Origin of the sequence: Aestuariivivens sediminicola, from assembly GCF_022662015.1 — a bacterium.
In the GTDB taxonomy this organism is placed as follows: Bacteria; Bacteroidota; Bacteroidia; order Flavobacteriales; family Flavobacteriaceae; genus Aestuariivivens; species Aestuariivivens sediminicola.
On sequence record NZ_JAKMCM010000003.1, the window covers coordinates 350,110 to 375,770 of the forward strand.

Here is a 25,661-nt window from a genome sequence, read left to right on the forward strand (position 1 = left end):
AAACGATAACTTATACAAAGAGATATGTATTTTTAGGGTCACTAATTCAACGTTGTAATGAAAGGACTTCATCTATTTTTATATACTTTAATTTGTACAAATTCAATGCTTTTAGCTCAGGACCTGAGCTTTGAAGAATACAATCCCAAATCAACCTTAGTGGTTCCTGGAAAGGTAATCCATAAGGCAAAATTTCCCTTCATTGATATACATGGACATCAATATCGAATGGCAACACAGGATTTAGGACCGGTGGTCGAAGCCATGGATACGCTGAATATGGAAATTATGGTGAATCTAAGCGGGCGATCAGGAGCGATTTTAAAACAGGCCGTACAGAATATTCAGGATAATTACCCAAATAGATTTGTAGTTTTTGCTAATATCGATTTTAATGGTGCTGGTGCTGCCGGCTGGATTGATAAGACGGTAAACCAATTAAAGGAAGATGTCAAACAGGGTGCCAGAGGACTTAAGGTGTACAAGAGTTTAGGCATGTATAATAAAGACGTTGATGGGAAACGCCTGGCTATAGATGATCCGCGATTGGATCCGATCTGGGAAACCTGTGGGAAGCTGGGGATCCCGGTCTTAATTCATGCAGCCGATCCCAAACCATTTTGGGAAGCATTTGATGCGGATAATGAACGGTGGCTGGAATTGAAAACCCATCCAAGACGAAAACGTAGTGATGATAATCCGGCGCCATGGGAACAAATTATAGCCGAGCAACACCGTATGTTTAAAAAGCACCCTGAAACGACCTTCATCAATGCGCATATGGGTTGGTTTGCCAACGACCTTGGAAGACTTGGACAGTTAATGGATGAGATCCCCAATATGAATGTCGGTATTGCGGCTATAATTGCTGAACTGGGCAGACAGCCAAAGTTTGCCAGAGCATTTTTTATAAAGTATCAGGACAGGATCTTATTTGGAAAAGATAGCTGGAAGCCGGACGAATTTCCCACCTATTTCAGAGTATTGGAAAGTGATGATGAATATTTTCCATACCACAAAAAATACCATGCCTTTTGGGCCATGTATGGAATGGATTTACCGGATGAGGTACTGAAGAAAGTATATTATAAGAATGCACTTCGTATTGTTCCGGGATTGGATAAAAGCAAATTTCCCAAATAAGCTTTAAATGGTAATCGCAGATGCATTAGGAATATTGGTTTACAATAAAGCGCTACACCTAAAAAGGCAGAATATCTGGTTCTAAGTAGTGCCTTTTAGCCTCCTCAGAGTTGAATATATCCATGGTGTAGTGGCGTGCAATACGTTTTTTGAAGTCAGATTTCAACTTGGGGAACTCTAAGATAAAATCCCTGAAGGTCTTTGAAGTCGATTTACACATAAAATGATACACCATTTTTACCGCAGCAATGGTCAGGGTTGCATTGTATTTATCTTTCTGGCCGAAGAATGCCACATAGCGTTTTAATTGGTCCGTAATATTTTTCTCGGCCTGTTCCGGGCCATAACGCTTTAAATGTATCCATGCCAGTCTCAAATGAGCTGTATGTGAAAACAAACTGGGGTCCAGATCGCATTGCGCGAATTGCTTCTCAAATTCCCGGTCTGAAAGTGCATAGTGTTTTTCCATTTTCTCGTGAAGCAACATTAAATTTAGAGGAACATGACATAAATATAGAACACGGCAAAGCCTGTTAAAAAAACAATACCCAGGTAACTTATAAAGGTCATTAATTTACCAGGAATAAAGGATTTGGCGATATATTTATTACTTACCAGTTTAAAATTGGCTATGGCGACGAGTGGCGCAATTAAAAAGGAAATCGTTGTTGCCAGGTCGATGAGTGTTTTAAATTGTCCCGAAAAGAAGGCATTGATGCTAAACGAACCCAAGGCAAGTAGGACTAAAGACCAAATATAAACCGTTCTGGAATTCTTAATAGGTTGACTCTTTTTTGCAAAGATGAGGGTTGTAGTGCGTTCCAGGGTTCGGGCATAACCATCAAAAAGCCCAATGCAGGTACCGAACATTATGGAAAAAGCCGCCGTTCCAATAATAATATAACTCCAGTTGCCCATGGTGGTGGTGTACAGTTTTATGACACTATCCGCAAAACCGACACTGCCGGTTGGCAATGACCTTCCTGTCCCATAAATGAGATAGGCGCCCAAAGTGACAAAACACACAGAAAGAAACGCAGAGATCCAATACCCTAAATTAAAATCAATTAAGGATTCTTTAAGGCTCGGGTGATAATTGGTTGATCTCATTTTTTCAACAGCCCAAAGGCTCACCCAGGTCGACATATCCAGGGCCGTTGGCATCCAACCCATCAGGGCGATGATAAACAATAAGCTCGATTCCTCGAAGATGGCCGGAGGGGTGAAGTCGGGGACATGTGTCGCAGGTCCTTTCAATAAGGTCATAATAAAAACGACTAATGTGGAAACCAGGAGTGTCGTTCCTATGATCTTTATCAGATGGTCCAAAAAATTAAATTTCCCGGAGAGGAGAAGTCCCACAGTAACAACAAATACCAGAGCCACAGGAAACAACTGAAAATGACTCCAAAGTTCAGAGAGTCCAAAAAGGTTATCCATAAATCCCGCAGTGACCAAAACAACGGCAGCACTTACAAAGAACATTGAACAAATCGTAATTATAAAATAGAGCCAGATTGCAAATTTCCCAAGTTTTTTATACCCGTCAATTAAGGTCTCACCGGTGGCACTGGCGTAACGCGCTGCAAATTCAAAAAAAGGAAATTTCAAGACATTGGCGGCAATGATAAATATCAGTAAAGCGAAACCGTAATTTGCCCCGGCTCGGGTGCTTTGCACCAAATGGGACACCCCAATTGCGGTACTGGCAAATAAAATTCCAGGCCCAAGTGTTTTTTTTATTTTTTCCCAATTCATCGAAACATGAGGTTATGTATTAATTACAGGATACCGGCATTAACAAGTCATCTTTATATTACAAGGGGATGTTACCATGTTTGCGGCACGGTTGGTTTTCTTTTTTCGTCTCAAGAACTGCAAAGGCCTTTAAAACTTTTCGTCTTGTTTCTTCCGGAAGAATGACCTCATCTATGAAACCGCGCTTCGCGGCTTCATAGGGATTGGCAAATTTATCGGCATATTCCTTTTCTTTTTCTAAGATCTTATCCTCCGGATGGTCTGATTCGGCAATTTCGTTTTTAAATATTATCTCACTGGCCCCTTTAGCACCCATAACAGCGATTTCTGCTCCCGGCCAGGCAAAATTGAAATCGGCGCCTATATGTTTTGAGTTCATAACGTCATAGGCCCCTCCGTAGGCTTTTCGCGTAATCACTGTAACCCTGGGCACAGTGGCGTCACTTAGCGCATATAGAAGTTTGGCGCCATGAACAATAATACCATTCCACTCCTGATCTGTTCCCGGCAGAAATCCAGGAACATCCACCAAAACCAGAAGAGGGATATTAAAGCAGTCACAAAAACGCGTGAAACGCGCCGCTTTTTTCGAACTCTTAACACCCAGAACTCCGGCGAATGCCATGGGTTGATTGGCAATTATTCCTATACTTCGTCCCCCTAATCGGGCAAAACCAACGATGATACTTTCACCATAACGCTTATGGATTTCAAAAAAGGAATCCTGATCTATTATCCCCGTTATAACCTTATGCATATCGTATGGTTTATTCGGATTGTCCGGAACAATATGGGACAGTTCTGTTCTTATTTCATCCTTCAGGTCAAAATCCAGGATTTTGGTCGTTTCGGTGTTATTCTGTGGTACATAACCTAATAATGTCTTAATATCTTCAAGACAGGCCACATCATTTGGCGATGTCACATGGGCCACTCCGGATTTGATGGCATGGGTTTCAGCACCACCCAGAGTTTCACTTGTAACGTCTTCTTTGGTAACTGTCTTTACGACATTGGGACCTGTAACAAACATATAACTGGTGTTTTCAACCATGAGAATAAAGTCCGTTATAGCTGGAGAATACACCGCACCTCCTGCACAAGGACCCATTATGGCAGAAATTTGAGGGACAACCCCTGACGCTTTGACATTTCTGTAGAATATATCGGCGTAACCACCTAAGGACCGGACACCTTCCTGGATGCGGGCACCGCCTGAATCATTCAAACCGATAACAGGAGCACCAACTTTGACCGCCATGTCCATAATTTTGCAAATTTTTTCGGCATGGGTTTCTGACAAGGATCCTCCAAAAACAGTGAAATCCTGTGCGTAAACATACACCAGGCGTCCATTAATGGTGCCGTAACCGGTAATAACGCCATCACCGTAATAAATTTGGTCCTGCATGCCAAAATCGGTCGTTCTGTGCGTCACCAGAAGACCAATTTCTTCAAAGGAATTTTCATCCATTAAATAATCAATACGCTCTCTTGCCGTTAGTTTATTTTTGGCGTGTTGTTTGTCTATGCGTTTCTGACCGCCTCCCTGTTTCGCTAAGGCCTCCAGGGCCTTGAGTTTTGCTATTTTTTTGTCTTTCGAATTCATAGTTATTAACGGGGTAAACGCAGTTTATTTTGAGCTTCCATATAGTGTTTTGCCACTATGAGTGCTGCCATCTCAGCATCATTCTTTTTATGCTGTTCTATAGATTCCGGTGTATAGTACTTCGGAACAAAATGTGTGTCGAAACGACCGGATTTAAAGGCGTGATGTTCAAAAACGAATTTGCCAAAATCAAGGGTGGTTTCCACACCTTCGATGCGATACTTTGATATGGCATCAATCATGGTTTGTATGGCTTCTTCACGATTCTTACCATATGTGATTAACTTTGAAATCATGGGATCGTAATATATTGGAATATCCATACCCTGTTCAAACCCGTTATCTACTCGAATACCCGGCCCTGAGGGGAGCTTATACGTTTTTAAATGTCCTACACTGGGCAGAAAATCATTTAAGGGATCTTCAGCGTAAACGCGCAATTCCAAAGCATGTCCGCTAATGTTTAAATCGTCTTGTGCCATGGGTAATTTTTCCCCTCGGGCTATTCTGATCTGAAGTTCTACAAGATCCACACCAGTAATGAGTTCTGTCACCGGGTGCTCGACCTGCAAGCGGGTATTCATCTCCAAAAAATAAAAATTATGATGTGAATCAAGCAGGAATTCAACTGTTCCCGCTCCCAGATAATCACAGGAACGCGCTACTTTCACGGCTGCCTCTCCCATCTTTTTTCTCAGTTCCGGATTTAAAATTGAAGAAGGTGCTTCTTCTATAACCTTTTGATGTCGTCGCTGTATGCTGCATTCTCTTTCAAAGAAATGCAAAATGTTGCCATGGCCGTCAGCCATAATTTGAATTTCTATGTGTCTGGGTGAACTCACATATTTTTCAATAAAAACAGAGCCATCTCCGAAGGCAGAATGCGCTTCACTTATCGCTCTTTTCATCTGAGCCTCCAATTCATTTTCTTTTTCAACAATACGCATGCCTTTTCCGCCGCCGCCAGCCGAGGCCTTGATAAGTACAGGAAAGCCTATGGATTTGGCTATTTCCTTCGCTTTTTTGGTATCTGTGATGGCTTCATCAATGCCCGGAACCAAAGGGATATTATATTGACTGACCGCTTCTTTGGCCGCGAGCTTACTTCCCATTATTTTAATGGCTTTGGATTTCGGTCCGATAAAGGTAATTCCATGCGTCTCGCATAACTCGGCGAATGCGGCATTTTCACTAAGAAAACCATAGCCGGGGTGAATGGCATCGGCCTGCAAGGTTTTGGCCATCTCTATGATCCTGTTTGCATTCAGGTAGGAGGAAATCGATGGTGCTTCACCTATGCATACTGCCTCATCTGCAAACTTCACATGAGGTGCGTTCCTATCGATAGTCGAATAAACTGCAACTGTTTTAATGCCCATTTTTTGGGCAGTTCTCATAATTCTTATCGCAATTTCACCTCGATTGGCTACTAGTATCTTATTCATTTAGGTGCATTAATGTTAATACGTTCATTTTATATTGGAGTAGGGGTCATTCGAATTCAATGAGCAATTGATCCTTATCTACAGTATCGCCCTTACATGCCGGAATAGATTTGATCACACCGTCAAAACTCGCGGTCAGGCTATTTTCCATTTTCATGGCTTCCAAAATTAACAGTGTATCCCCCTCTTTTACTTGCTGTCCGGCTGTAACCGCAATGTCTAAAATTAACCCCGGCATCGGGGCGGTAATGTTGCGGATTTGATGCTTCAATCCGGAATTGAAACCCATTTCACCAATGAGTTGGTCCAATTCATCTTTTAACTCAACCTCGTATGTGGCATTGTTAATAACGATGGTATAGCTCTTGGAATTGAAGTCAGATTTTACAATTTCAACATGGAAGGACCGGTGATCGTGTATGACATGGAGTTTGTTTTCAGACAGGTAGATGGCATCCACATTAGCGATAGCCTCCGGTGACACTTCAAATTCAAATGAATTATTAACTTTTGCTGTTAAACCCATGGGTTGGAACCTTATTGTGATATAAATATAAGATTAAAATGCAATTCTCCTTTCCATCAGCGTCTAAAAGGATTTAAAATGACTGTTATTTTGATGGCTTTTAATGGCCTTTCTTGATAAAACGATACCTAAAATTAAAGAAACCAAAGCGCCTAACCATATCCCCGGAACAAAATCTAGAAATAAAAAGAAATCATATGCGCCATGAAAAAAAATGGCTACCATTAAACCGATTAAATTTAGGATGAACTTATTTTTGGAAAATTTAGCCTTACCCATAAAGTAACCCATTAAAATACCATATGACAGTCTTGTCTATGGCTACAATAAATTGTCAATAACAGTATTATTAGGCGATCAGATTATATGGAAAAAGGCCTTTCTATTTTATTGTACGACACAAATATTTTGTACTTTTAGTAAGTACTTTCCTAAGATCTTCAAAATGAAAAATTAATTGGTTATGAAAAATCCATTCTTAAAAGTACCTATTTTGTGGAATGTTGTTATTATAATCATTGCAGCGGTTGCCTGTCCAATTCCCCTCATTTTTGGTTTTGCGCACTTAGTTGAAGGAATCACACAAATTATAGAAGGAACTACTCCAGATCATCCAGCATCAGTTGCCATTCAAGGTTGGCTATTTGTTATTTTCTTATGTCTTGTTGGCGTAGCTCTTTTAGCTATAGCTATAGGCGCACTCATTGCCATACTAAAAAGGTTTTTTAAATAGCTGTTTTTAGTTACCCCTACATTAATTATATTCACAGATGTGACTGCTTTAAATCGGTGTGAATAAAGGGCCTTTGTTTCAACCATTTTTCTTTGAACACGTTGTAAAAGTGATGTTCTGTTCAGGTCAGAATCATTCTCTTGGTCTGTGAACCTCTGTAATCAAAAGTTTGATGGTCGTGTTACCAACATTTTTAGCAGCATCCTTTAATGGTCCGGAGACTTGACCCATTCCTGGCTTGAGGTCAAGCTCAACTGCTTCAGTACCGTTGACGTAAAGCATCATGTTCCCTCCTTCTAAAACATAAAACGTATGGTCATAATGTTCGTGTAATCCGATGGAATCTCCTGGTTTCATAGTGAATTCCATAAGTTGTATGCCTAATGTGTCTGACAGTACATTGGTATATTCCTTACCAATTGCTAATACATCTAATTCAGGATCTATATATGCCATTGGTTCCGTTTTTGTTTCTTCCTGTACTTCAGTCAGTTCTTCGCTATGTTCTTTGTTTACTTCGGTCTGTTTTTGTTTACAAGAATACACAAAGCAAAGACAAGTGAATAGCATCACGGTCAGTTGAGTTTTCATAAGGTAAAGTTTTAAAAATTAGACACTTAAAGTTAGTAATTTTAATTGAGAAAACAAGTTGGAGTCTTTTAATAGACACCTATATCATATTATACAGATGTTGGGCTCGATTTCGGATGATTTTTCAAAATCAACCATTTTGATGAAATCACCAATAGGGCTATTCGGTTTGATAATTCAAATGCTCCAGCAGGGAAAGTTGACAGATGTCGTTTGTTTTTTTGGATGCATTTAGTTATGCACATATTAAAGCTTCACAAATGAGAAAACATTGAGATGTCAAATGCAAAATAGAGTATTGATGTAATCAGAATGCTTAAAATGGCACCATTACCAAAATGATAAATGATGAGATGCTTTGGTTCTTTCTCATATCGATCCTGGTAATAGATATATAGGATAATGATCAGAGCAGGAGCTATGGCGGCAAATAATAAATACACTTTTAGGTCAGGTGGTTTTTAATGGCATTCAGAACTACGTTATAATAGCTTTTGTTAGAGGCTATAAAATGATTGTTAAACCTACTGTTCTCGAGAAGGTTTTCAAATTCTGAGAAACTCACCATTTTTATCGCTTCAACTTCATCGGGTTGGGGCCTAAGTCGGACCAGGGGGACCTGTAATTCACAAATGAATGTATTGTGCAGTTCGTAATCCTTTATACCGTTCGGGTAGTCTTGAAAACATTCGAATACACCAATTTTTTTTAGGTGGGATGTTGTGATATGCAGTCCAATTTCTTCCCTGGTTTCACGAATGGCCGCATGCTCTATGGTCTCGCCGGCATCCACATGGCCTGCAACCGATACATCCCAAAGCAAGGGACAAATGGTTTTTTTGGCTGAACGCTGTGATAATAAAATTTGACTATCCTTATTGTAAAGCCATATATGAGCGGTATTATGGTAAAAGCCCTTTTGGTGTATGATTGACTTCAATGCAGTTTGCCCGGTGGGCAAACCCGCTTTGTTCACTATATCGATGTACTCGTCCATACAGGGTCAGATCGCGTCAAACAGGAATGAACTTAAGACTATTCAAAATAACTAAAGGTTTCACCTTCTTTTATGTTAAGTAAGGTTTCATAAATTAGGCGAATCACATTCTCAACATCATCACGATGTACCATTTCCACTGTGGTATGCATATAACGCAGGGGAAGCGATATTAATGCAGAGGCCACACCACCGTTACTGTAGGCAAAGGCATCAGTGTCCGTTCCGGTAGCCCTGGATAACGCTGATCGCTGAAAAGGGATGCCTTTGGATTCGGCTGTGTCGGTAATTAAGTCTCTTAGCTTTTGCTGTACTGCCGGTGCATAGGCTACCACGGGCCCTTTACCAAGTTCTAAATAGCCCTCTTTTTTCTGTTCTATCATGGGTGTGGTAGTGTCATGGGTAACATCGGTGACTATAGCGACATTGGGTTTAATGGTCTGCGTAATCATTTCAGCACCGCGTAAACCAATTTCCTCCTGAACGGCATTGGTAATATAAAGTCCGAATGGTAAGGCTATCTTGTTTTCCTTGAGCAACCTCGCCACCTGGGCAATCATAAATCCTCCCATGCGATTGTCCAGGGCGCGACAAACAAATTTGTCCTTGTTAAGAATATGGAATTCATCCGGATAGGTAATGACACAACCCACATGGACTCCCAAACCTTCTACTTCTTCCTTGTTTTTGCAGCCGCAATCAATAAAAATATTATCCGGCTTCGGAGCTTCCTCTTTACTTTTATCTCTGGTATGTATTGCCGGCCAACCAAAAACACCTTTTACAATACCTTTCCTGGTATGGATGTTTACCACTTTGCTCGGGGCAATTTGGTGATCGCTACCGCCGTTTCTAATCACGTAAATGAGTCCGTTATCAGATATATAGTTGACATACCAGGAGATTTCATCGGCATGGCCTTCTATAACGACTTTATATTTCGCTTTTGGATTAATAACCCCAACCGCTGTACCATAGGTATCTGTTATAAATTCATCCACATAGGGTTTAAGGTAATCCATCCAAATTTTTTGACCCGTCCATTCGTAACCCGTGGGAGCTGCATTATTTAAATAGTTTTCTAGAAATTCCAATGATTTTTTATCAAGAATACGCGTCTTTGCCATGTTTTAAAGTTTTGTACTAAAATAAGAATATTAACGACATACCGCAGATTAGATTTTAGTTTTTCACGGCCTTTTCCGGAAAAGCGAATGGAAATACTTAAACTTTAAAATCAGGTTTTAAAACAAGTACCTGGAATGGGTAATAATGGACACCCCGGTTTTTCTGAAAAGCTATTAATAAACCGTTAAAAACGTGGTTTGCATGAGGTAAATTATTAATTTTGGAGAAGTAATTGCTCCAAATGGTTTTATGAAGAATGTAGTTTTTTATATACTTATACTTTTCCCCCTAATTTCGCTTTCTCAAATTAGAAATGAATTTGATGAGACCTCCGATTACGAGTATATTATTATTGAAGGCGATTCCATTCCTAGGACAGCAATTGATTTGGAGGAGGTAATGCTCCTGCACAAGTTAAAATTCAATAGCAGGAAGGATCGCATTAGATATTTAATTCTGCGTAAAAAAACCGTCAAAGTATATCCTTATGCTAAAATGGCTGCCGATCGCCTGGATTCGCTTAACACCCGCTTGGCATCGTTGACAAAACGGCGCGAGAAAAAGAGATATACCAAGATAATACAAAAATATATTGAGGGTGAATTCTCAGATGAATTAAAGAAATTAACACGTACGGAAGGACAGATTCTGGTAAAACTGATACATAGGCAAACGGGTATGACGACTTTCGATCTGGTTAAGGAACTGCGCAATGGTTGGCGTGCCTTTTGGTACAACACAACAGCCAGTATGTTTGATATTTCACTTAAGAAGCGGTTCGATCCTTACAACAACAAGGAAGACTATCTCATTGAAGATATTTTACAGCGCAATTTTCAAAGTGGTGTATTGGAGCGCCAAAAGTCTGCCATTGAGTATGATTTTTACGAACTCACCGATAAATGGCTTAATTCCGATGACCGTGCTGATAAATAACAGATTATGATCAGGTTTAAGCAGGCAGATTCAATTGAAGATTGCGAGGTAATCGAACAGCTCGCACATACCATATGGCGAGAACACTACATTCCAATTATTGGAAAGGCACAGGTAGACTATATGTTGGATAAATTCCAGTCGACATCCGCCATACAGGAACAGATTGACACTGGTTTTGAATATTTTTGGATAGAATTTGAAAGCATGCCTGTTGGTTATATGGCCTACAAATTAGAAAAGGACAGTTTGTTTTTAAGTAAAATATATGTGTTAGCCTCCTATCGCGGACGAAAAATTGGAGCCGCAGCAATGCATTTTGTTGAGGAACAGGCAAAGCGTTATGGTTTAAAAACGATCACATTAACGGTCAATAAGAATAACCATAAGGCCATAAATGCCTATCTGAGTCTGGAGTTTGTCAATTTGGGGTCTGTAGTTGCCGAAATAGGGAATGGCTTTGTGATGGACGACTTCAAAATGGTTAAAACACTCTGAGCTGTCTGGTTAGTTCATAAAGGGCGATGGTACAGGCCTGGACGACATTCATACTGCTGTTTACACCAAACATGTCGATGTGTATCAGGGCATCGGATAATTTTAAGATGGCATCGGAAACCCCGAAATTCTCATCACCCAACACCAGAACTATGGGTTTGCCTTTTAAGAATTTGAAGGAGTGAATGGGTAGACTTGTATCTGTTATTTCCAGGGATAGAATTACAGCACCCTCTTCTTTTAACTGTTTTACCACAGCTAATGCAGATGCTGCCGTTTGGTAAGGAACGCTTTTCTCTGAGGCTCGGGCCGTTCGAGACATTTTTTTACCCAGGGGAATGCGATCCCCGCAAAGAAACAGTTGCGCAACCCCAAATGCATCAGCCGCTCTAAATAAACTCCCGATATTGGCTGCGTCAGACACATTATCAGTCACCAATGTAACAGGGAAGTCCTGTGGTTCAAATTTCGAGTTGTAATGATTGAGTTGCATGCCGACGCTAAAGGGTGAGTTATCAATACGAGCTTATCTACATCTCAATTCTCAAATGCATATTTCACAATATTGGCCCCCATCTGAAGGGCTTTTTCTCTGACATCCTCAGGATCATTATGAACCACCTGATCTTCCCAGCCATCTCCTAGATCGCATTCATAAGTGAACAACAGTACCAGTCGCCCTTCATAAAACAGACCAAAGGCCTGGGGTCGTTTACCATCGTGTTCATGTATTTTAGGCAAACCATTTTTAAACGAAAAGGCACTGTTAAAGATAGGATGATCTTTGGGGAGTTCGATGAGATCAAGATCCGGAAAGACCTTCTTAAGCTCTTTGGTAATAAAGGGCTCCATTCCATAATTATCATCAATATGCAAAAAACCGCCGGAGATCAAATAGTTGCGAAGGTTCTCCGCATCTTCATCACTAAAAAAAACATTACCATGTCCTGTCATATGAATGAATGGATACTGAAAAATGTCATTACTGCCTACTTCTACCGTTTCAGGTTTGGCCTTGATTTTGGTGTTGATCCGTTCATTACAGAATGAAATTAAATTTGGTAATGCCGTAGGATTGCTGTACCAATCTCCACCACCTTTATATTTTAAAACAGCAATATCCTGAGCACTTATATGGACACATATAAGGGAAATAATTAAAAATTGTACTCTTTTCATTTACTCATTTATAAAAGCGACGGCATGGCATGCGACGATGGCAGCTGTTTCTGTCCGTAATCTCGATGCACCCAAATTTACGGGAATATAATTGTTTTCCAGAGCCATTTTAATTTCTTTAACACTAAAATCCCCTTCCGGTCCAATTAAAATAGTCGTGTTGCCATTCCGTGTAAGGTGCTGCTTAATGTGGTTTTTTTGGTTTGTTTCACAATGGGCAATAAACAAATCACCATCCCTGTTTTCTGAAATGAAATCGTTAAAGGGCGTTAGGTCATTCAGTTTTGGCAAATAGCAATTGAGAGATTGTTTCAATGCCGTTTGCAGTATTTTTTCATAGCGTTCTTTTTTAATGACTTTTCGTTCGCTATGATCACAGACAAGAGGGGTTATCGTATCTACACCTATTTCAGTAGCCTTTTCGAGAAACCATTCATAACGCTCATTCATTTTCGTTGGAGCCACTGCCATGTGTAACCTGTAGGGTCTTATGGCCTGCCTGGATCTGTCAGTGACCTGAGCGACACAATGCCTCGGGTCAGGGTGCATCACTTCGACAGTATATAACCATCCTTTCCCATCGGTGATGTGCAACAGATCTCCTGACTGCTTTCTTAAGACCTTAGTAATATGGCGACTCTCCTCTTTATTGAAGCCAAACTCAATGGTGTCTTCATTTATTTCGGAATGGTAAAAGAGTTGCATACAATTAAAACACAATTAAATTTTTAATCTGGCTGAAGCCGCAATGTTCGGTTGGGTGAATTCACCTTCCAAATATTTTAAATACCCGACAATGGCAATCATCGCAGCGTTGTCGGTAGTAAATTCAAATTTAGGGATATACGTGGTCCATCCATATTTTTTTTCACCTTCTTTTAAAGCCTGGCGAATGCCTGTATTGGCTGAAACACCCCCACCAATTGCAATATGTTTGATGCCGGTTTGATGGGATGCTATTTTTAATTTATCCATTAAGATTCGAATGATGGTATATTGTATTGAGGCACAAATATCATCCAGGTTTTCCGTTATGAAATTTGGATTGGCTTGGGTTTCCCGCTGCACAAAATATAGGATTGCCGTCTTTAGACCTGAAAAACTGAAATTCAAACCATCGACTTTTGGTTTGGTGAATTTAAAGGCTTTGGGATTGCCATTCCTGGCCCGTTTATCAATTTCCGGTCCGGCGGGATAGCCTAACCCCAGGATCTTACCACTTTTATCAAAAGCTTCACCTACAGCATCATCGATGGTCTCACCAATTACGGTCATATCAAAATAGTGATCTACTCTAACAATTTGTGTATGGCCTCCGGAAATAGTCATGGCTAAAAAGGGGAACGGTGGTTTAGCATAGCCTGTTTCATCAATGTAATGAGCAAGGATATGCGCCTGCATGTGGTTGACATCTATTAGCGGAATGCCCAGACCAATGGACAGAGACTTGGCGAATGAGGTTCCTACAAGCAGCGAGCCCATTAGACCCGGGCCACGAGTAAATGCTATGGCATTGAGATCATCTTTTGAAATCCGGGCCTGTTTTAGTGCCTGATCCACCACAGGGACAATGTTTTGCTGATGTGCCCGAGAGGCTAACTCCGGTACGACACCGCCGTAGGCTTCATGTATTTTTTGTCCTGCAATGACGTTGCTTAATATTTTCCCGTTGTGCATTATGGACGCTGCCGTATCATCGCATGATGATTCAATTCCCAAGATGTAAATATTTTGTTCCTTCATTACTGAATTTTAGGCACAATAATTGTTAATTTTGAAAACAATGAAACAGGGTTTGTTCTTGTTTTACAAAACACAAAACTAGTCTTTTTTTTATTTTATAGGAATAGCTGTGTAACAGGTGTGAAATAATCAGAGGGTGTTATATGTTAAAGTAATATACTGAATAATTTAAGTTAGTTGAATATCAAAAGAGTATTTAAAATAGTATCAAAGCTTGCGGTCGTCCTATTACTGCTCTTTATTATTTTGGTATTGTTTCTATCCATTCCTTCTGTCCAAACCAAACTTGGAAATTATGTTACCAATCGATTGAATGAAGATTTTAAAACCAATATCAATGTCAATCGTGTCAGTTTACAATTTAATGGCGATATAGAACTCAAGGAAATATATATTGAAGATTACAGGCAGGATACCTTAATCAGTATATCGGAACTCAACACCTCTATCTTAAGTTTACCAAATCTTTATAAAGGCAATTTAACATTTGGCGATATCGATATAGAAGGATTAATATTCCACATCAAAAAGTATAAAGGTGAGTCGGACACCAATCTGGACATTTTTGTAAAGAAACTCGAAAGTGATAATCCGAGAGCGGATAAAAAAGGGTTTTTGCTGTCTTCAAGTGATGTATCAGTGTATGACGGGGTCTTTAAAATAACCAATGAAAATAAAGACCGAGCTGAAATCTTCAATTTTAGTAACTTAAATATTAATGCCACAAATTTTTTAATTAATGGAAGTGATGTTAGTGCACGCATTAATACATTGGCACTTAAGGATAGTCGGGGGGTAACCATTAAAAACATGATGACCAATTTTAAATATACCCTAACAGATATGACCTTCGATGATTTAGAAATAAAAACTGAGCAATCTGTTTTAAAGGGCGATTTAAAGTTTGACTATAACCGGGAGGATCTTCAATTTTTTACGGATAAGGTTAATATTACGGCCGCTTTTAAAGATTCCAATGTGTATTTGGATGAACTTAATACCATCTACAATGAGTTCGGTTCCAATCAGAGAGCTCGATTTGATGTGGAACTCTCGGGAACACTGAATAATTTGTTCGCTCGAAACCTGATCATGTACTCCAGCAGGCGAACCAAAGTGTTTGGTAATTTTAATTTTAAAAACTTATTTAACAAGGAACCCAATAATTTTTATATGAATGGCAGGTTCAATAACTTATCATCGACATATGCCGATTTAACGAATATGTTACCGAACGTCCTGGGTGCTGCCATTCCGAGTTCTTTTGAGAGATTGGGTTATTTTACGCTTACCGGAACTTCGGAGGTAACCGCCTCCAATGTTAAGGCTGACGTGACTATTGAGACCGAGTTAGGAGTTATTAAATCGAATCTGGACATTTCGAAGGTGAAAACTATCGACGATGCGAAGTACAAGGGTAACATTGTGCTTGAGGCATTCGATATGGGCACCTTTGTACAGCTGCCTAAAATAGGGGTTGTTTCATTGAATTTTGATGTCAATGGTAAAGGATTTTTAAGTGAAACTGTAAACACTGAGGTTAAAGGAGATATTTCGAGTGCCGTATATAACAATTACGATTATAAAAACACAAAGGTCGCAGGAACGGTAAGAAATAAGATATTTGATGGAAATCTTGTAACCAGTGACAGGAATCTCGTTTTTAATTTTAATGGTTTGGTAGATTTTTCGGAAGATGTCAGAAAATATGATTTTCAGGCAAAGGTCGACTATGCCAATTTAAAGGCGCTCAATTTTGTTAAAAACGACAGTATCTCCCTCTTTGAAAGCGCTGTAAAAATGAATATGAATGGCAGTAGCCTTGACGATGCCTACGGAACCATTGTGTTTACCAACACAACCTATAAAAATGAATATAATACCTATTATTTTGAACGTTTTGAAACCAGTTCAAGATTTAATGAAGGTGTACGATATATCAGCATAAACTCTCCCGATATTATTAGTGGCAGCATGGTGGGGAAATTTCAGTTCAACGACCTGAAAAAGCTTTTTGAGAATTCTTTGGGCAACATCTATACCAACTACATTCCGAATGAAGTGGGTAATAATCAATATTTCGATTTTAATTTTACCATATACAACAAGATACTTGAAGTTTTTATACCGGAAATTCAGGTTGGAAAGAACACGTTCATAAAAGGCACTGTTGAAAGCGATGCCCGGGAATTTAAGTTGTTGTTCAAATCGCCGGAAATTAAATTAGCGGAAAATTTAGTGCGCAACATAGAGCTGCAGGTGGACAATGAAAATCCATTATTCAATACTTACGTGGAGCTCGACAGTATAAGTACCAAATATTACAATGTATCGGATTTTCGTTTAATCAACGCCACCCTTAACGACACGCTTTTTATGCGATCTGAATTTACAGGAGGTAAGCGCAATAAAGACATCTATAATTTAAATTTTTACCATACCATAAACGAAGAAAATGAGTCTGTAATTGGGTTTAAGAAATCGGATATTACCATTAAGGACAATAAGTGGTTTATCAATGAGGCTAAGGACCAATTCAATAAAATAGCCTTTAATAAGGCCCTGACCAAGTTTCATATGGATCAGCTTAAAGTGAATCACAATGCCGAGGTGATCCAGTTGTCGGGTTTCATTCAGGACTCTACTCAAAAGGATATCAGGCTGAATTTTAAGGATGTGGACTTGGCCAAAATAACGCCCGACCTTGATAGTCTCTCGCTCGCAGGAAATGTTAATGGCAAATTGGATATTCTCCAGAAGAATGGAAGTTATTTACCCAATTCAACTATCATTATTGATAATTTTAAAGTCAATGATTTTTTATTTGGGTCCTTCGATGCCAGTATTAAGGGAAATGAGACCTTAACCAATTATAATATTGATGCCACAATTAAAAATAATACCCTGGAATCGTTCAGGGCCAGTGGCGATATTGATGTGGTAGGGAAACAAACCTTGATTGATTTGAATATCGATTTTAATGGATTCAGTTTAGTGCCGCTAAATCCGCTTTTATATGATGTGTTAACCGATATAAGAGGAACGATTTCGGGGGATGCTAACATTCGGGGGAATCTTAAGAGACCCGATATCGATGGCAGGCTTTCCCTCAATAATGGAGGACTGGGAATTCCTTACCTGAATGTGGATTACAAGTTTAATAACAATGTTGAGGTGCTTTTAAAAAACCAAACCTTTAATTTCAAAAATTTAAAAATTACGGATACGAAATATAACTCGGTGGGTGAACTCAGTGGGGCGCTGAGTCATGTGAATCTATCGGATTGGCACCTGGATTTAAATATTACCACACCCCGCTTGTTGGTGTTGGATACCGAGGAGTCTGATGAATCCTTATATTTTGGAACGGGATTCATTGGTGGGTCGGCAAGCCTCTATGGTCCAGCGGATCAGTTAACCATTGATGTCATTGGGGAAACAAAAAATGGTACCGTATTTAAGATACCCATCAAGGATACCGAATCCTTTGGGGACAATACCTATATTCGATTTGTAACAAAAGAGGAAAAAGAGGCCAGACAGAAAGGAGAAGCCGTCACCTTTAAAGAAATTAAAGGCCTGGAGTTAGATTTCGATCTGGACGTCACCGAAGATGCCGAGGTTGAAATTATCATAGATAAGAACACGGGACATTCCTTAAGGGGAAGCGGTGTTGGAGGATTATTGGTAGAAATAAACACGAATGGAAAATTCAATATGTGGGGTGATTTTTCTGTATTCAGAGGCGTTTATAATTTTGCCTATGGGGGTTTGGTCCAAAAGGAGTTTATCGTACAACCCGGCGGAACCATAGCCTGGGAGGGGGAACCTTTGGATGCCATTATTAATATGGAAGCTGTATATAAAACGCAGGCCAATCCGTCGCCGTTATTGGATAATCCGATAAACAGGAGTATTCCCGTTGAATTGTTCATTAAGCTCGATGGGGATTTAACCCAACCGGATCCTGATTTTACCTTCGATTTTCCAAATGTGAATTCCACCATAAAATCAGAATTGCAATACCGATTGGAATCGCAGGACGACAGGCAGAATCAAGCCTTATATCTGCTTTCAACAGGATCTTTTTCAAGAGGACTCAACCAATTGAATTTTTCAGGTACCATTGCCGAACGACTCAATGGAATTATTAATGGCATTTTTTCGAGTGGGGACAGTAAGTTTAACTTAGGATTGAATTATGAAGCAGGTCAGAACAGACCCGATTATCGAACCAATGACCGCGTGGGTGTCACCTTACAAACCCAAATTAGTGATCGTGTTTTGATCAATGGAAAAGTGGGGGTGCCCATCGGTGGGGCCAGTGCTACAGAAACCGTGATTGCCGGAGATGTAGAAATAGACTTTTTACTGAATGAGGAGGGCACACTAACCGCAAAAGTGTTTAACAGGGAGAACAGCATCCAAAATTTTGGCGAGGCTATAGGGTATACTCAAGGTGTGGGAATTTCATATAATGTAGATTTTAATACCTTTAAAGAGCTCATTCAAAATTTATTTAAGACATCAAAATCAAGAAAAAAAGATGACGTTATCGAAGAACCTTCCAACGATAATGATACGTCCTCCTTTCCCGATTTTATTGATATCAAAACGAACGTAAAGGCCCAGAAATAGATTGTTGTTGCGCTTGCCCATACCATGTTGTCCCTAAGAAATGAGGGTAAAAAGAACTAAAACGTTATAGTATAGTAATGTATTAAAATACTGTAAATGCTATCGATATATTATATTTGTTTATTAATTTTACGTTCCGAAAATTTAGAAATAGTTTAATGCCGAATAAAATAAAGAAACTGGCTGTCTTAACTTCGGGTGGCGACTCGCCGGGCATGAATGCCGCTATTCGCTCTGTGGTTAGAACCTGTGCGTACCATGACGTTGAATGCGTCGGGGTATATCGTGGCTATGAAGGTTTGATTGAAGGTGATTTCAAACTCATGGGTGCAAGAAGTGTAAGGGGCATCATCAATAAGGGAGGTACCATACTGAAATCGGCCCGATCGAAAGAATTCCGAACAGTCGAAGGTCGTCAAAAAGCCTATCAGCATTTAGTGGATCACAATATTGACGGACTTGTTGTCATAGGTGGAGACGGTTCGTTTACCGGAGCACTTATTTTTAATCAGGAATTCGATTTTCCGGTCATGGGTATTCCAGGTACAATAGACAATGACATCTTCGGAACATCACACACCCTGGGTTTTGATACCGCTTTAAATACCGTAGTTGATGCCATAGATAAAATAAGGGATACTGCAAGCTCACATAACCGATTGTTTTTTATTGAGGTCATGGGACGCGATGTGGGACATATCGCCCTTAATACTGGCATAGCCGGTGGTGCTGAGGAAATATTGATACCTGAAGAAGATCTGGGCTTAGATCGTCTGGTCGATTCCTTAAATAAAAGTAGGAAGTCTGGCAAGACCTCGAGTATTGTTATCGTGGCAGAAGGAGACAAAATTGGAAAGAATATTTTCGAACTCAAGGAGTTTGTCGATGAAAATATGGAGGGATATGACGTCAGGGTTTCGGTTCTTGGTCATATGCAAAGAGGAGGCGCCCCATCGTGCTTCGATCGTGTTTTGGCCAGTAGGATGGGCGTAAAGGCTGTGGAGACGCTTTTAGAAGGCAAAACCAATTACATGGTTGGACTGCTGTCCAACAAAATGGAACTGACCCATCTGGATCAAGCCATAAAAGGAAAAACAAAAATAAATTTAGAATTACTTCGTGTCTCTGATATCATGAGCACATAAAATTTAATATATAAGAACATGTCAAAATTAAAAATTGGAATTAACGGATTTGGTAGAATTGGTAGAATCGCTTTTCGAGTGGCGGCTTCGAGACCAGATATTGAAGTGGTAGGAATAAATGATTTACTCGATGTTGACCATCTTGCATACCTACTAAAATATGACTCTGTACATGGCAGATTTAGTGGTACAGTCGATATCAATAATGGAAATTTAGTAGTGAATGGTAATGAAATCAGAATTACAGCAGAGCGCAATCCTGAAGATTTAAAATGGGATGCTGTTGGTGCCGAGGTTGTTTTGGATTGTACCGGTATATTTACAACTTTAGACAAGGCCCAGGCCCATATCAAGGCCGGTGCTAAAAAAGTAGCGATATCAGCGCCATCTGCAGATGCACCTATGTTTGTGATGGGTGTAAATCACGATAAGATTACGTCGGAACATACCATCGTATCCAATGCGTCATGTACCACCAACTGTTTGGCCCCATTGGCTAAAGTAATCAACGATAATTTTGGTATCGTGGAAGGATTAATGACTACAGTCCACGCAACTACGGCTACACAAATGACTGTCGACGGTCCCTCAAAAAAGGATTGGAGAGGTGGCAGAAGCGCCTTGGCGAACATCATACCATCTTCTACGGGAGCGGCAAAAGCGGTGGGGAAAGTGATTCCTGAGTTGAACGGAAAATTAACCGGAATGGCGTTTAGAGTGCCTACACCCGATGTCTCTGTTGTCGATCTCACCGTAAGAACTGAAAAATCTGCTTCCTGGGATGAGGTTAAGGCCGCTTTGAAGAAGGCTTCTGAAAATGAATTAAATGGTGTTTTAGGGTATACCGAAGAATCTGTGGTATCCCAGGATTTTGTTTCAGAAACACAGACCAGTGTCTTTGATGCCGGTGCGAGTATTGCGCTAAACGATAATTTCTTTAAATTAGTGTCCTGGTACGATAATGAATTCGGGTATTCAACGAAATTGGTTGATCTGGCCCAACACATAGCTTCTATTTAAGTTAGACGGAGATCATTTGTAGTTACACCTTATTAGTGGAATACAAATGAATGTTGATTAAATGGACGTCATTCCCCAAATGATTGCGTATCATTGAGACTAAAAATGGGAATTGAAAACGAATAATACGACAACTCCACAGCACTTTTGTGTGAATCACACAGTATGCTGTGGAGTTTTTTTAACTTTAGATTTATGATTTTAATTGTTGATAGTGGTTCTACAAAATCAGATTGGATTGCAGTAGATAATAATGGTAACAAATTACTTGAGAAGATACGTACAAAAGGCCTTAATCCAGCTATTTTGCCGGAAAAGAAGCTAAAGAAAATAATTAAGGGCAGTGAAGATCTAAAGAACAACAGGGAAATTGTCTCTCATGTTTTTTTCTACGGGGCAGGATGTGGTACCGAAAAACCGGTACAGACCCTGAGAGAGGTACTTCAGAGCATTTTTATAAATGCCCAGATTGAGGTGAATGAGGATACCATGGCGGCAGTGTATGCCTGTATCAACAATCCTCAGGAAGCTGCAGTGGTATGTATTTTGGGAACCGGATCGAATTGCAGTTATTACGATGGCGAAAACTTGCATCAGAAGGTCATTTCTTTAGGTTACACCCTAATGGATGATGCCTCTGGCAATTATTATGGGAAACAACTCATCAGGGATTACTATTTTAATAAGATGCCGGAAAATGTTCGGGTTGCATTTGGAAGCAAATACAATATGGACGCCGATTATATAAAATACAACCTGTATAAACAACCTAACCCGAATGCCTATTTGGCCAATTTCGCAGAATTTATGTTTTTGCATAAAGATTCGGAATATACAATAGAATTAATAAAAAAAGGGATTCGGCTTTTTGCGGAAAACATGATTCTGCAGTTTAAGGATCATTTGAAAACAGTTCCCGTCCATTTTGCCGGTTCAATAGCCTTTTTTGCGCAGAATGAAATCAAGGAAGTAGCAGAAGAAATGGGCTTTACAACAGGAAATTTTATACGAAGACCTATCGACCGGTTAATTCCGTTCCACACCAAAGACTTATAATGTAAAAAACGATCAAGTATTTTAATGAGGTTTAACGAAATGGTTAAACCTCTTTTTTTATGCATCATGACAGGATCATGGATGCTTTTCTTAAAGGAACGTTAATTAACACTACCCAAGTTTCCTTTAACATATTCCTAACACCTGTACGTACCTTTTTGGTCTACTTTTAAACAACTAATTCAAATCAATCAACATGAAAACGAACAACATTTCCAAACTAATTTTAGGTCTATTATGTGCATTGAGTATTAATTCCTTTGCCCAGTTAAATTTTCCCCGTGGAAGCCAGCAGGCTAAAGTATCCCAGCGCGTAGGCATAACCGATGTCACTATCATGTATTCCCGACCCAGTGTAAAGGGTCGCGAAGTTTACGGAAAGTTAGTGCCCTACGGTATGAATAACCTGGGTTTTGGTACGGCGGAATTATCGCCATGGCGGGCTGGAGCAGATGAGAATACGATCATTAAATTTTCCGATGATGTTAAGATTGAGGGGCAACCACTTCAAGCCGGAAAATATGGATTTCACATCATTGTCAACCCGGATGATACCGCCACACTTATTTTCTCCAACAACCATTCGTCATGGGGCAGTTACTTCTACAAGCCTGAGGAAGATGCCTTAAGGGTCGATATTAAAACCAAAACCATTCCGCATACCGAATTGTTAACCTTTGCTTTCGATGAGGTTGAGGCCAATGCCGCCACAGCGTCCTTAAAATGGGAGCGCAAAGCCTTCCCTTTTAAGATAGAAGTCGATGTTCCAACGATTGTTTTAAACGACATTAGATCCAAATTTAGTGGACAGGCCGGATTTCAACGTCAAAACTGGGAGCGTGCTGCAAATTATGCTTTGAACAATGGTGGCGATTTAGAGGAGGCCTTAGTGTGGATCGATAATGCCATATCCGGTCAGTTCTACAGTCAGAAAACCTTTAATAACATAGCCATTAAAGCGCAGATTTTGAATAAAATGGGAAAAGCTGAGGCCTATGCTCAACTCATGGATGAAGCTGCGGGTATGGCCAATAAAAGGCAACTCAATACCCTGGGCTATCAGATGCTGGGAGCGAAGGACTATGAGCGTGCTTTAAAATACTTTAAACTGAATGTAGCTAACCATCCTACCGACGCCAACGCCTATGATAGTTTGGGTGAATGTTATAAGACCATGGGCGACAAAAAGAACGCCATAAAGAATTTAAAAAAATCACTATCGCTTAACCCACCGGCAAATGTGAAGGCAAACTCAGAAAAACTTTTAGCCGAATTAGAGGCCATATAGGAACTGTCATCAATCAAACTACAGCAGTTTTCCAAAACGCCCGGCACACTCGTGTTGGGCGTTTAACTTATATAATTCCAGATATTCTTGTATTTGCCCATAGATCGGTAGGTGCTTAATATTACAGCATGATCCGATTTTGAAAGAGAAGGGTCATCCCTTAGGACTTTCTTGGCATAGTAGCGTGCGGTCTGCAGAATGTCCCTATCTTTTACAATATCTGCAATTCTAAGATTTAAAACACCACTCTGTTGTGTGCCCATTAAATCTCCAGGTCCCCGAAGTTTTAAATCGACCTCCGCAATTTCAAATCCGTCATTGGTGCTCACCATGGTCTGAAGACGGGTTCGGCTATCATTGCTCAATTTATGTCCGGTCATTAAAATGCAATAACTCTGGTCTGCACCACGTCCTACGCGACCTCGTAATTGATGCAATTGCGATAAACCGAAACGCTCGGCGCTTTCAACTACCATGACAGTAGCATTGGGTACGTTTACACCCACTTCAATGACAGTGGTAGATACCATGATTTGCGTTTCGCCTTTCGTGAAGCGTTGCATTTCATAATCTTTATCGGCCGGTTTCATTTTTCCGTGTACAATGGAAATCTGATACTCCGGTGGCGGAAAATCCCTCGCAATACTCTCATATCCATCCATGAGATCTTTATAATCGAGAGCCTCACTTTCCTGAATTAACGGATAGACGATATAAATTTGTCGGCCTTTGGCAATTTCATCTTTAATGAATCGGAATACCTTAAGGCGGTTCTTGTCATAACGATGTACTGTTTTTACCGGCTTTCTTCCCGGAGGGAGTTCGTCGATAATCGAAATATCTAAATCGCCATAAACCGACATCGCCAGGGTACGTGGAATAGGAGTGGCCGACATCACCAGAATATGAGGCGGAATAGAAGGGCCATCTACCTGCTTGGCCTCCTCCATTTGGGTAGCATGAGAAGGGCTTACAGGTCCCTTTTTCCATAATTTACTGCGTTGTGCAACACCAAAACGGTGTTGTTCGTCTATTACCGCAAGTCCTAAGTTCTTGAACTTCACTTTTTCTTCAAGTAGGGCATGGGTGCCGATTAGAATTTGCAGGTCACCATTTTCCAGTGTTTCCTGAATGTCTTTTCTTTCTGAAGCCGATGTTGAACCCGTTAACAACTTTATACGGATGTTCAAGGTATTACAATAGGACACTAAATTCGTATAATGTTGAATGGACAAAATTTCAGTGGGGGCCATCATACAGGCTTGAAAACCATTATCAAGGGCAATTAGCATGGCCATCAAGGCCACAACCGTCTTACCCGATCCGACATCGCCCTGTAGAAGGCGATTCATCTGTGCCCGGCTGCCCAGATCAGACCGTATTTCCTTTAAAACCCGCTTTTGTGCACGGGTCAGTTCGAATGGTAAATGCTTATTATAGAAGGTGTTGAAATAGTGTCCTACATGGTTAAATGAAAGCCCTTTAATCTTCGATTTGTGCATTAAGTTCTTCAGGATTAACTGCAATTGAATATAGAATAATTCTTCAAATTTTAGCCTGTATTGTGCCTTAGACAATTCGTTTTGACTCTTTGGAAAATGGATATTGAACAGGGCGTCGCTTTTAGGAATGAGCTTTAGTTCGGAGAGGAGGAATTCCGGTAAGGTTTCAACAAATTTACCCTTGGTCTCCATAAACAAGGTCTGCATTATTTTATTGATTACCTTATTGGTGATCCCTTTAGTGCTTAATTTTTCGGTCGACGGGTAAATAGGCTGCATAGCAGAACGCAAACTCTTTTCGTGATCTTCCAGGAGTTCCAGTTCAGGGTGAGGCATATTGAATGTTCCATTGAACCAATTGACCCTTCCAAAGGCTACATAAGGGGTATTGAGCTTTAACTGCTCTCGAATCCATTTATGGCCTCGAAACCAGACCAAATCCATCGTACCTGTAGCGTCCTGAAAGGTGGCTACCAGACGTTTACCACGATGGGTGCCCACCTCCTTAAATGCAGTGATACTTCCAATAATCTGTAATTCAGAACTGTTCTGCTGTAACTGGTTAATCTTATAGTATGTGGTGCGATCTAAGTACCTGTTGGGGAATAAATTGATTAAATCCTGGTAGGTGTGAATACCAAGTTCCTTACTCAGTAAATCGGCTCGGTTCGGGCCAACACCTTTCAAGTAGTTGATAGGGGTTTGGAGGTTGGTGATATTCATATA

At 40.1% G+C, this 25,661-nt stretch carries 24 protein-coding genes; 9 read left to right on the top strand and 15 right to left on the bottom strand.

What is annotated here, in order from left to right:
* Window positions 1-105 precede the first annotated feature (105 nt).
* Window positions 106-1,143, top strand: a complete 1,038-nt coding sequence (locus MR041_RS09145; RefSeq protein WP_242093310.1) for an amidohydrolase family protein — start codon at window positions 106-108, stop codon at window positions 1,141-1,143.
* A 58-nt stretch (window positions 1,144-1,201) separates the two neighbouring features.
* On the opposite strand, the gene MR041_RS09150 is transcribed toward MR041_RS09145, so the two are convergent.
* The 6 genes from MR041_RS09150 to MR041_RS09175 all read right to left on the bottom strand — a co-directional run bounded on the left by MR041_RS09150 (window position 1,202) and on the right by MR041_RS09175 (window position 6,790).
* Complete coding sequence (locus tag MR041_RS09150; RefSeq protein ID WP_242093311.1) at window positions 1,202-1,630, bottom strand: hypothetical protein; 429 nt, start codon at window positions 1,628-1,630, stop codon at window positions 1,202-1,204.
* Between the two features lie 5 nt (window positions 1,631-1,635).
* A complete protein-coding gene (locus tag MR041_RS09155) occupies window positions 1,636-2,901 on the bottom strand; it encodes an NRAMP family divalent metal transporter (protein ID WP_242093312.1) in 1,266 nt (421 codons plus the stop codon).
* A gap of 58 nt (window positions 2,902-2,959) precedes the next feature.
* Complete coding sequence (locus tag MR041_RS09160; protein WP_242093313.1) at window positions 2,960-4,510, bottom strand: acyl-CoA carboxylase subunit beta; 1,551 nt, start codon at window positions 4,508-4,510, stop codon at window positions 2,960-2,962.
* Window positions 4,511-4,515: 5 nt separating this feature from the next.
* Window positions 4,516-5,955 (bottom strand): acetyl-CoA carboxylase biotin carboxylase subunit, encoded by a 1,440-nt coding sequence (accC, locus tag MR041_RS09165; RefSeq protein WP_242093314.1) that lies wholly within the window; start codon window positions 5,953-5,955, stop codon window positions 4,516-4,518.
* Window positions 5,956-6,001: 46 nt separating this feature from the next.
* Window positions 6,002-6,481 (bottom strand): acyl-CoA carboxylase biotin carboxyl carrier protein subunit, encoded by a 480-nt coding sequence (locus MR041_RS09170; RefSeq protein ID WP_242093315.1) that lies wholly within the window; start codon window positions 6,479-6,481, stop codon window positions 6,002-6,004.
* A 63-nt stretch (window positions 6,482-6,544) separates the two neighbouring features.
* Window positions 6,545-6,790, bottom strand: a complete 246-nt coding sequence (locus tag MR041_RS09175; protein ID WP_339328753.1) for a PrsW family glutamic-type intramembrane protease — start codon at window positions 6,788-6,790, stop codon at window positions 6,545-6,547.
* Window positions 6,791-6,944: 154 nt separating this feature from the next.
* Here MR041_RS09175 and MR041_RS09180 point away from each other — a divergent pair, with 154 nt between their 5' ends.
* On the top strand, window positions 6,945-7,214 hold the full coding sequence (locus MR041_RS09180) for a hypothetical protein (RefSeq protein WP_242093317.1): 270 nt from the start codon (window positions 6,945-6,947) through the stop codon (window positions 7,212-7,214).
* 132 nt (window positions 7,215-7,346) lie between these two features.
* On the opposite strand, the gene MR041_RS09185 is transcribed toward MR041_RS09180, so the two are convergent.
* From MR041_RS09185 to MR041_RS09200, 4 genes are all read right to left on the bottom strand, one after another.
* Window positions 7,347-7,670, bottom strand: a complete 324-nt coding sequence (locus MR041_RS09185; RefSeq protein WP_242093318.1) for a cupin domain-containing protein — start codon at window positions 7,668-7,670, stop codon at window positions 7,347-7,349.
* Between the two features lie 389 nt (window positions 7,671-8,059).
* Complete coding sequence (locus MR041_RS09190) at window positions 8,060-8,248, bottom strand: hypothetical protein (RefSeq protein WP_242093319.1); 189 nt, start codon at window positions 8,246-8,248, stop codon at window positions 8,060-8,062.
* A 2-nt stretch (window positions 8,249-8,250) separates the two neighbouring features.
* The gene (locus tag MR041_RS09195; RefSeq protein WP_242093320.1) at window positions 8,251-8,802 is read right to left on the bottom strand and encodes an NUDIX hydrolase; all 552 of its coding nucleotides are present in this window, start codon (window positions 8,800-8,802) and stop codon (window positions 8,251-8,253) included.
* A 38-nt stretch (window positions 8,803-8,840) separates the two neighbouring features.
* Window positions 8,841-9,929, bottom strand: coding sequence for a M42 family metallopeptidase (locus MR041_RS09200; RefSeq protein WP_242093321.1), 1,089 nt, complete (start codon window positions 9,927-9,929; stop codon window positions 8,841-8,843).
* Between the two features lie 250 nt (window positions 9,930-10,179).
* On the opposite strand from MR041_RS09200, the gene MR041_RS09205 reads away from it, so the two are divergent.
* Together MR041_RS09205 and MR041_RS09210 are read left to right on the top strand one after the other, a co-directional pair.
* A complete protein-coding gene (locus tag MR041_RS09205) occupies window positions 10,180-10,866 on the top strand; it encodes a DUF4294 domain-containing protein (RefSeq protein WP_242093322.1) in 687 nt (228 codons plus the stop codon).
* Between the two features lie 6 nt (window positions 10,867-10,872).
* A complete protein-coding gene (locus MR041_RS09210) occupies window positions 10,873-11,364 on the top strand; it encodes a GNAT family N-acetyltransferase (protein ID WP_242093323.1) in 492 nt (163 codons plus the stop codon).
* Here MR041_RS09210 and MR041_RS09215 read toward each other — a convergent pair.
* From MR041_RS09215 to tsaD, 4 genes are read right to left on the bottom strand one after another with little or no spacing between them, the layout of a single operon-like run.
* Window positions 11,351-11,857, bottom strand: coding sequence for a TrmH family RNA methyltransferase (locus tag MR041_RS09215; RefSeq protein WP_242093324.1), 507 nt, complete (start codon window positions 11,855-11,857; stop codon window positions 11,351-11,353). The two genes, MR041_RS09210 and MR041_RS09215, sit on opposite strands and share 14 nt — an antisense overlap.
* 44 nt (window positions 11,858-11,901) lie before the next feature.
* Window positions 11,902-12,543 (bottom strand): DUF4159 domain-containing protein, encoded by a 642-nt coding sequence (locus tag MR041_RS09220; RefSeq protein ID WP_242093325.1) that lies wholly within the window; start codon window positions 12,541-12,543, stop codon window positions 11,902-11,904.
* A complete protein-coding gene (locus MR041_RS09225; protein WP_242093326.1) occupies window positions 12,544-13,248 on the bottom strand; it encodes a 16S rRNA (uracil(1498)-N(3))-methyltransferase in 705 nt (234 codons plus the stop codon).
* A gap of 15 nt (window positions 13,249-13,263) precedes the next feature.
* Window positions 13,264-14,286, bottom strand: coding sequence for a tRNA (adenosine(37)-N6)-threonylcarbamoyltransferase complex transferase subunit TsaD (tsaD, locus tag MR041_RS09230; RefSeq protein WP_242093327.1), 1,023 nt, complete (start codon window positions 14,284-14,286; stop codon window positions 13,264-13,266).
* Between the two features lie 177 nt (window positions 14,287-14,463).
* On the opposite strand from tsaD, the gene MR041_RS09235 reads away from it, so the two are divergent.
* The 5 genes from MR041_RS09235 (at window position 14,464) to MR041_RS09255 (ending at window position 23,433) form a co-directional block, all read left to right on the top strand.
* A complete protein-coding gene (locus MR041_RS09235; RefSeq protein ID WP_242093328.1) occupies window positions 14,464-18,924 on the top strand; it encodes a translocation/assembly module TamB domain-containing protein in 4,461 nt (1,486 codons plus the stop codon).
* 158 nt (window positions 18,925-19,082) lie between these two features.
* The gene (pfkA, locus tag MR041_RS09240) at window positions 19,083-20,069 is read left to right on the top strand and encodes a 6-phosphofructokinase (protein ID WP_242093329.1); all 987 of its coding nucleotides are present in this window, start codon (window positions 19,083-19,085) and stop codon (window positions 20,067-20,069) included.
* Between the two features lie 18 nt (window positions 20,070-20,087).
* Complete coding sequence (gene gap / locus MR041_RS09245; RefSeq protein WP_242093330.1) at window positions 20,088-21,089, top strand: type I glyceraldehyde-3-phosphate dehydrogenase; 1,002 nt, start codon at window positions 20,088-20,090, stop codon at window positions 21,087-21,089.
* Window positions 21,090-21,284: 195 nt separating this feature from the next.
* Entirely contained in the window at window positions 21,285-22,145 is an 861-nt protein-coding gene (locus MR041_RS09250) for an N-acetylglucosamine kinase (protein ID WP_242093331.1), read from the top strand.
* Window positions 22,146-22,341: 196 nt separating this feature from the next.
* Window positions 22,342-23,433, top strand: coding sequence for a DUF2911 domain-containing protein (locus MR041_RS09255; RefSeq protein WP_242093332.1), 1,092 nt, complete (start codon window positions 22,342-22,344; stop codon window positions 23,431-23,433).
* Window positions 23,434-23,495: 62 nt separating this feature from the next.
* On the opposite strand, the gene recG is transcribed toward MR041_RS09255, so the two are convergent.
* Window positions 23,496-25,658: an ATP-dependent DNA helicase RecG gene (recG, locus tag MR041_RS09260; RefSeq protein WP_242093333.1), complete on the bottom strand. Its 2,163-nt coding sequence runs from the start codon at window positions 25,656-25,658 to the stop codon at window positions 23,496-23,498.
* Between the last annotated feature and the right edge of the window lie 3 nt (window positions 25,659-25,661).

Coding starts and splice junctions, on each gene's coding strand:
- pfkA (WP_242093329.1), top strand. CDS start 19,083: ATGCCGAATAAAATAAAGAAACTGGCTGTCTTAACTTCGGGTGGCGAC.
- recG (WP_242093333.1), bottom strand. CDS start 25,658: ATGAATATCACCAACCTCCAAACCCCTATCAACTACTTGAAAGGTGTT.
- MR041_RS09195 (WP_242093320.1), bottom strand. CDS start 8,802: ATGGACGAGTACATCGATATAGTGAACAAAGCGGGTTTGCCCACCGGG.
- MR041_RS09160 (WP_242093313.1), bottom strand. CDS start 4,510: ATGAATTCGAAAGACAAAAAAATAGCAAAACTCAAGGCCCTGGAGGCC.
- tsaD (WP_242093327.1), bottom strand. CDS start 14,286: ATGAAGGAACAAAATATTTACATCTTGGGAATTGAATCATCATGCGAT.
- accC (WP_242093314.1), bottom strand. CDS start 5,955: ATGAATAAGATACTAGTAGCCAATCGAGGTGAAATTGCGATAAGAATT.
- MR041_RS09255 (WP_242093332.1), top strand. CDS start 22,342: ATGAAAACGAACAACATTTCCAAACTAATTTTAGGTCTATTATGTGCA.
- gap (WP_242093330.1), top strand. CDS start 20,088: ATGTCAAAATTAAAAATTGGAATTAACGGATTTGGTAGAATTGGTAGA.
- MR041_RS09145 (WP_242093310.1), top strand. CDS start 106: ATGCTTTTAGCTCAGGACCTGAGCTTTGAAGAATACAATCCCAAATCA.
- MR041_RS09205 (WP_242093322.1), top strand. CDS start 10,180: ATGAAGAATGTAGTTTTTTATATACTTATACTTTTCCCCCTAATTTCG.
- MR041_RS09150 (WP_242093311.1), bottom strand. CDS start 1,630: ATGTTGCTTCACGAGAAAATGGAAAAACACTATGCACTTTCAGACCGG.
- MR041_RS09215 (WP_242093324.1), bottom strand. CDS start 11,857: ATGCAACTCAATCATTACAACTCGAAATTTGAACCACAGGACTTCCCT.
- MR041_RS09225 (WP_242093326.1), bottom strand. CDS start 13,248: ATGCAACTCTTTTACCATTCCGAAATAAATGAAGACACCATTGAGTTT.
- MR041_RS09180 (WP_242093317.1), top strand. CDS start 6,945: ATGAAAAATCCATTCTTAAAAGTACCTATTTTGTGGAATGTTGTTATT.
- MR041_RS09220 (WP_242093325.1), bottom strand. CDS start 12,543: ATGAAAAGAGTACAATTTTTAATTATTTCCCTTATATGTGTCCATATA.
- MR041_RS09170 (WP_242093315.1), bottom strand. CDS start 6,481: ATGGGTTTAACAGCAAAAGTTAATAATTCATTTGAATTTGAAGTGTCA.
- MR041_RS09155 (WP_242093312.1), bottom strand. CDS start 2,901: ATGAATTGGGAAAAAATAAAAAAAACACTTGGGCCTGGAATTTTATTT.
- MR041_RS09200 (WP_242093321.1), bottom strand. CDS start 9,929: ATGGCAAAGACGCGTATTCTTGATAAAAAATCATTGGAATTTCTAGAA.
- MR041_RS09185 (WP_242093318.1), bottom strand. CDS start 7,670: ATGGCATATATAGATCCTGAATTAGATGTATTAGCAATTGGTAAGGAA.
- MR041_RS09210 (WP_242093323.1), top strand. CDS start 10,873: ATGATCAGGTTTAAGCAGGCAGATTCAATTGAAGATTGCGAGGTAATC.
- MR041_RS09250 (WP_242093331.1), top strand. CDS start 21,285: ATGATTTTAATTGTTGATAGTGGTTCTACAAAATCAGATTGGATTGCA.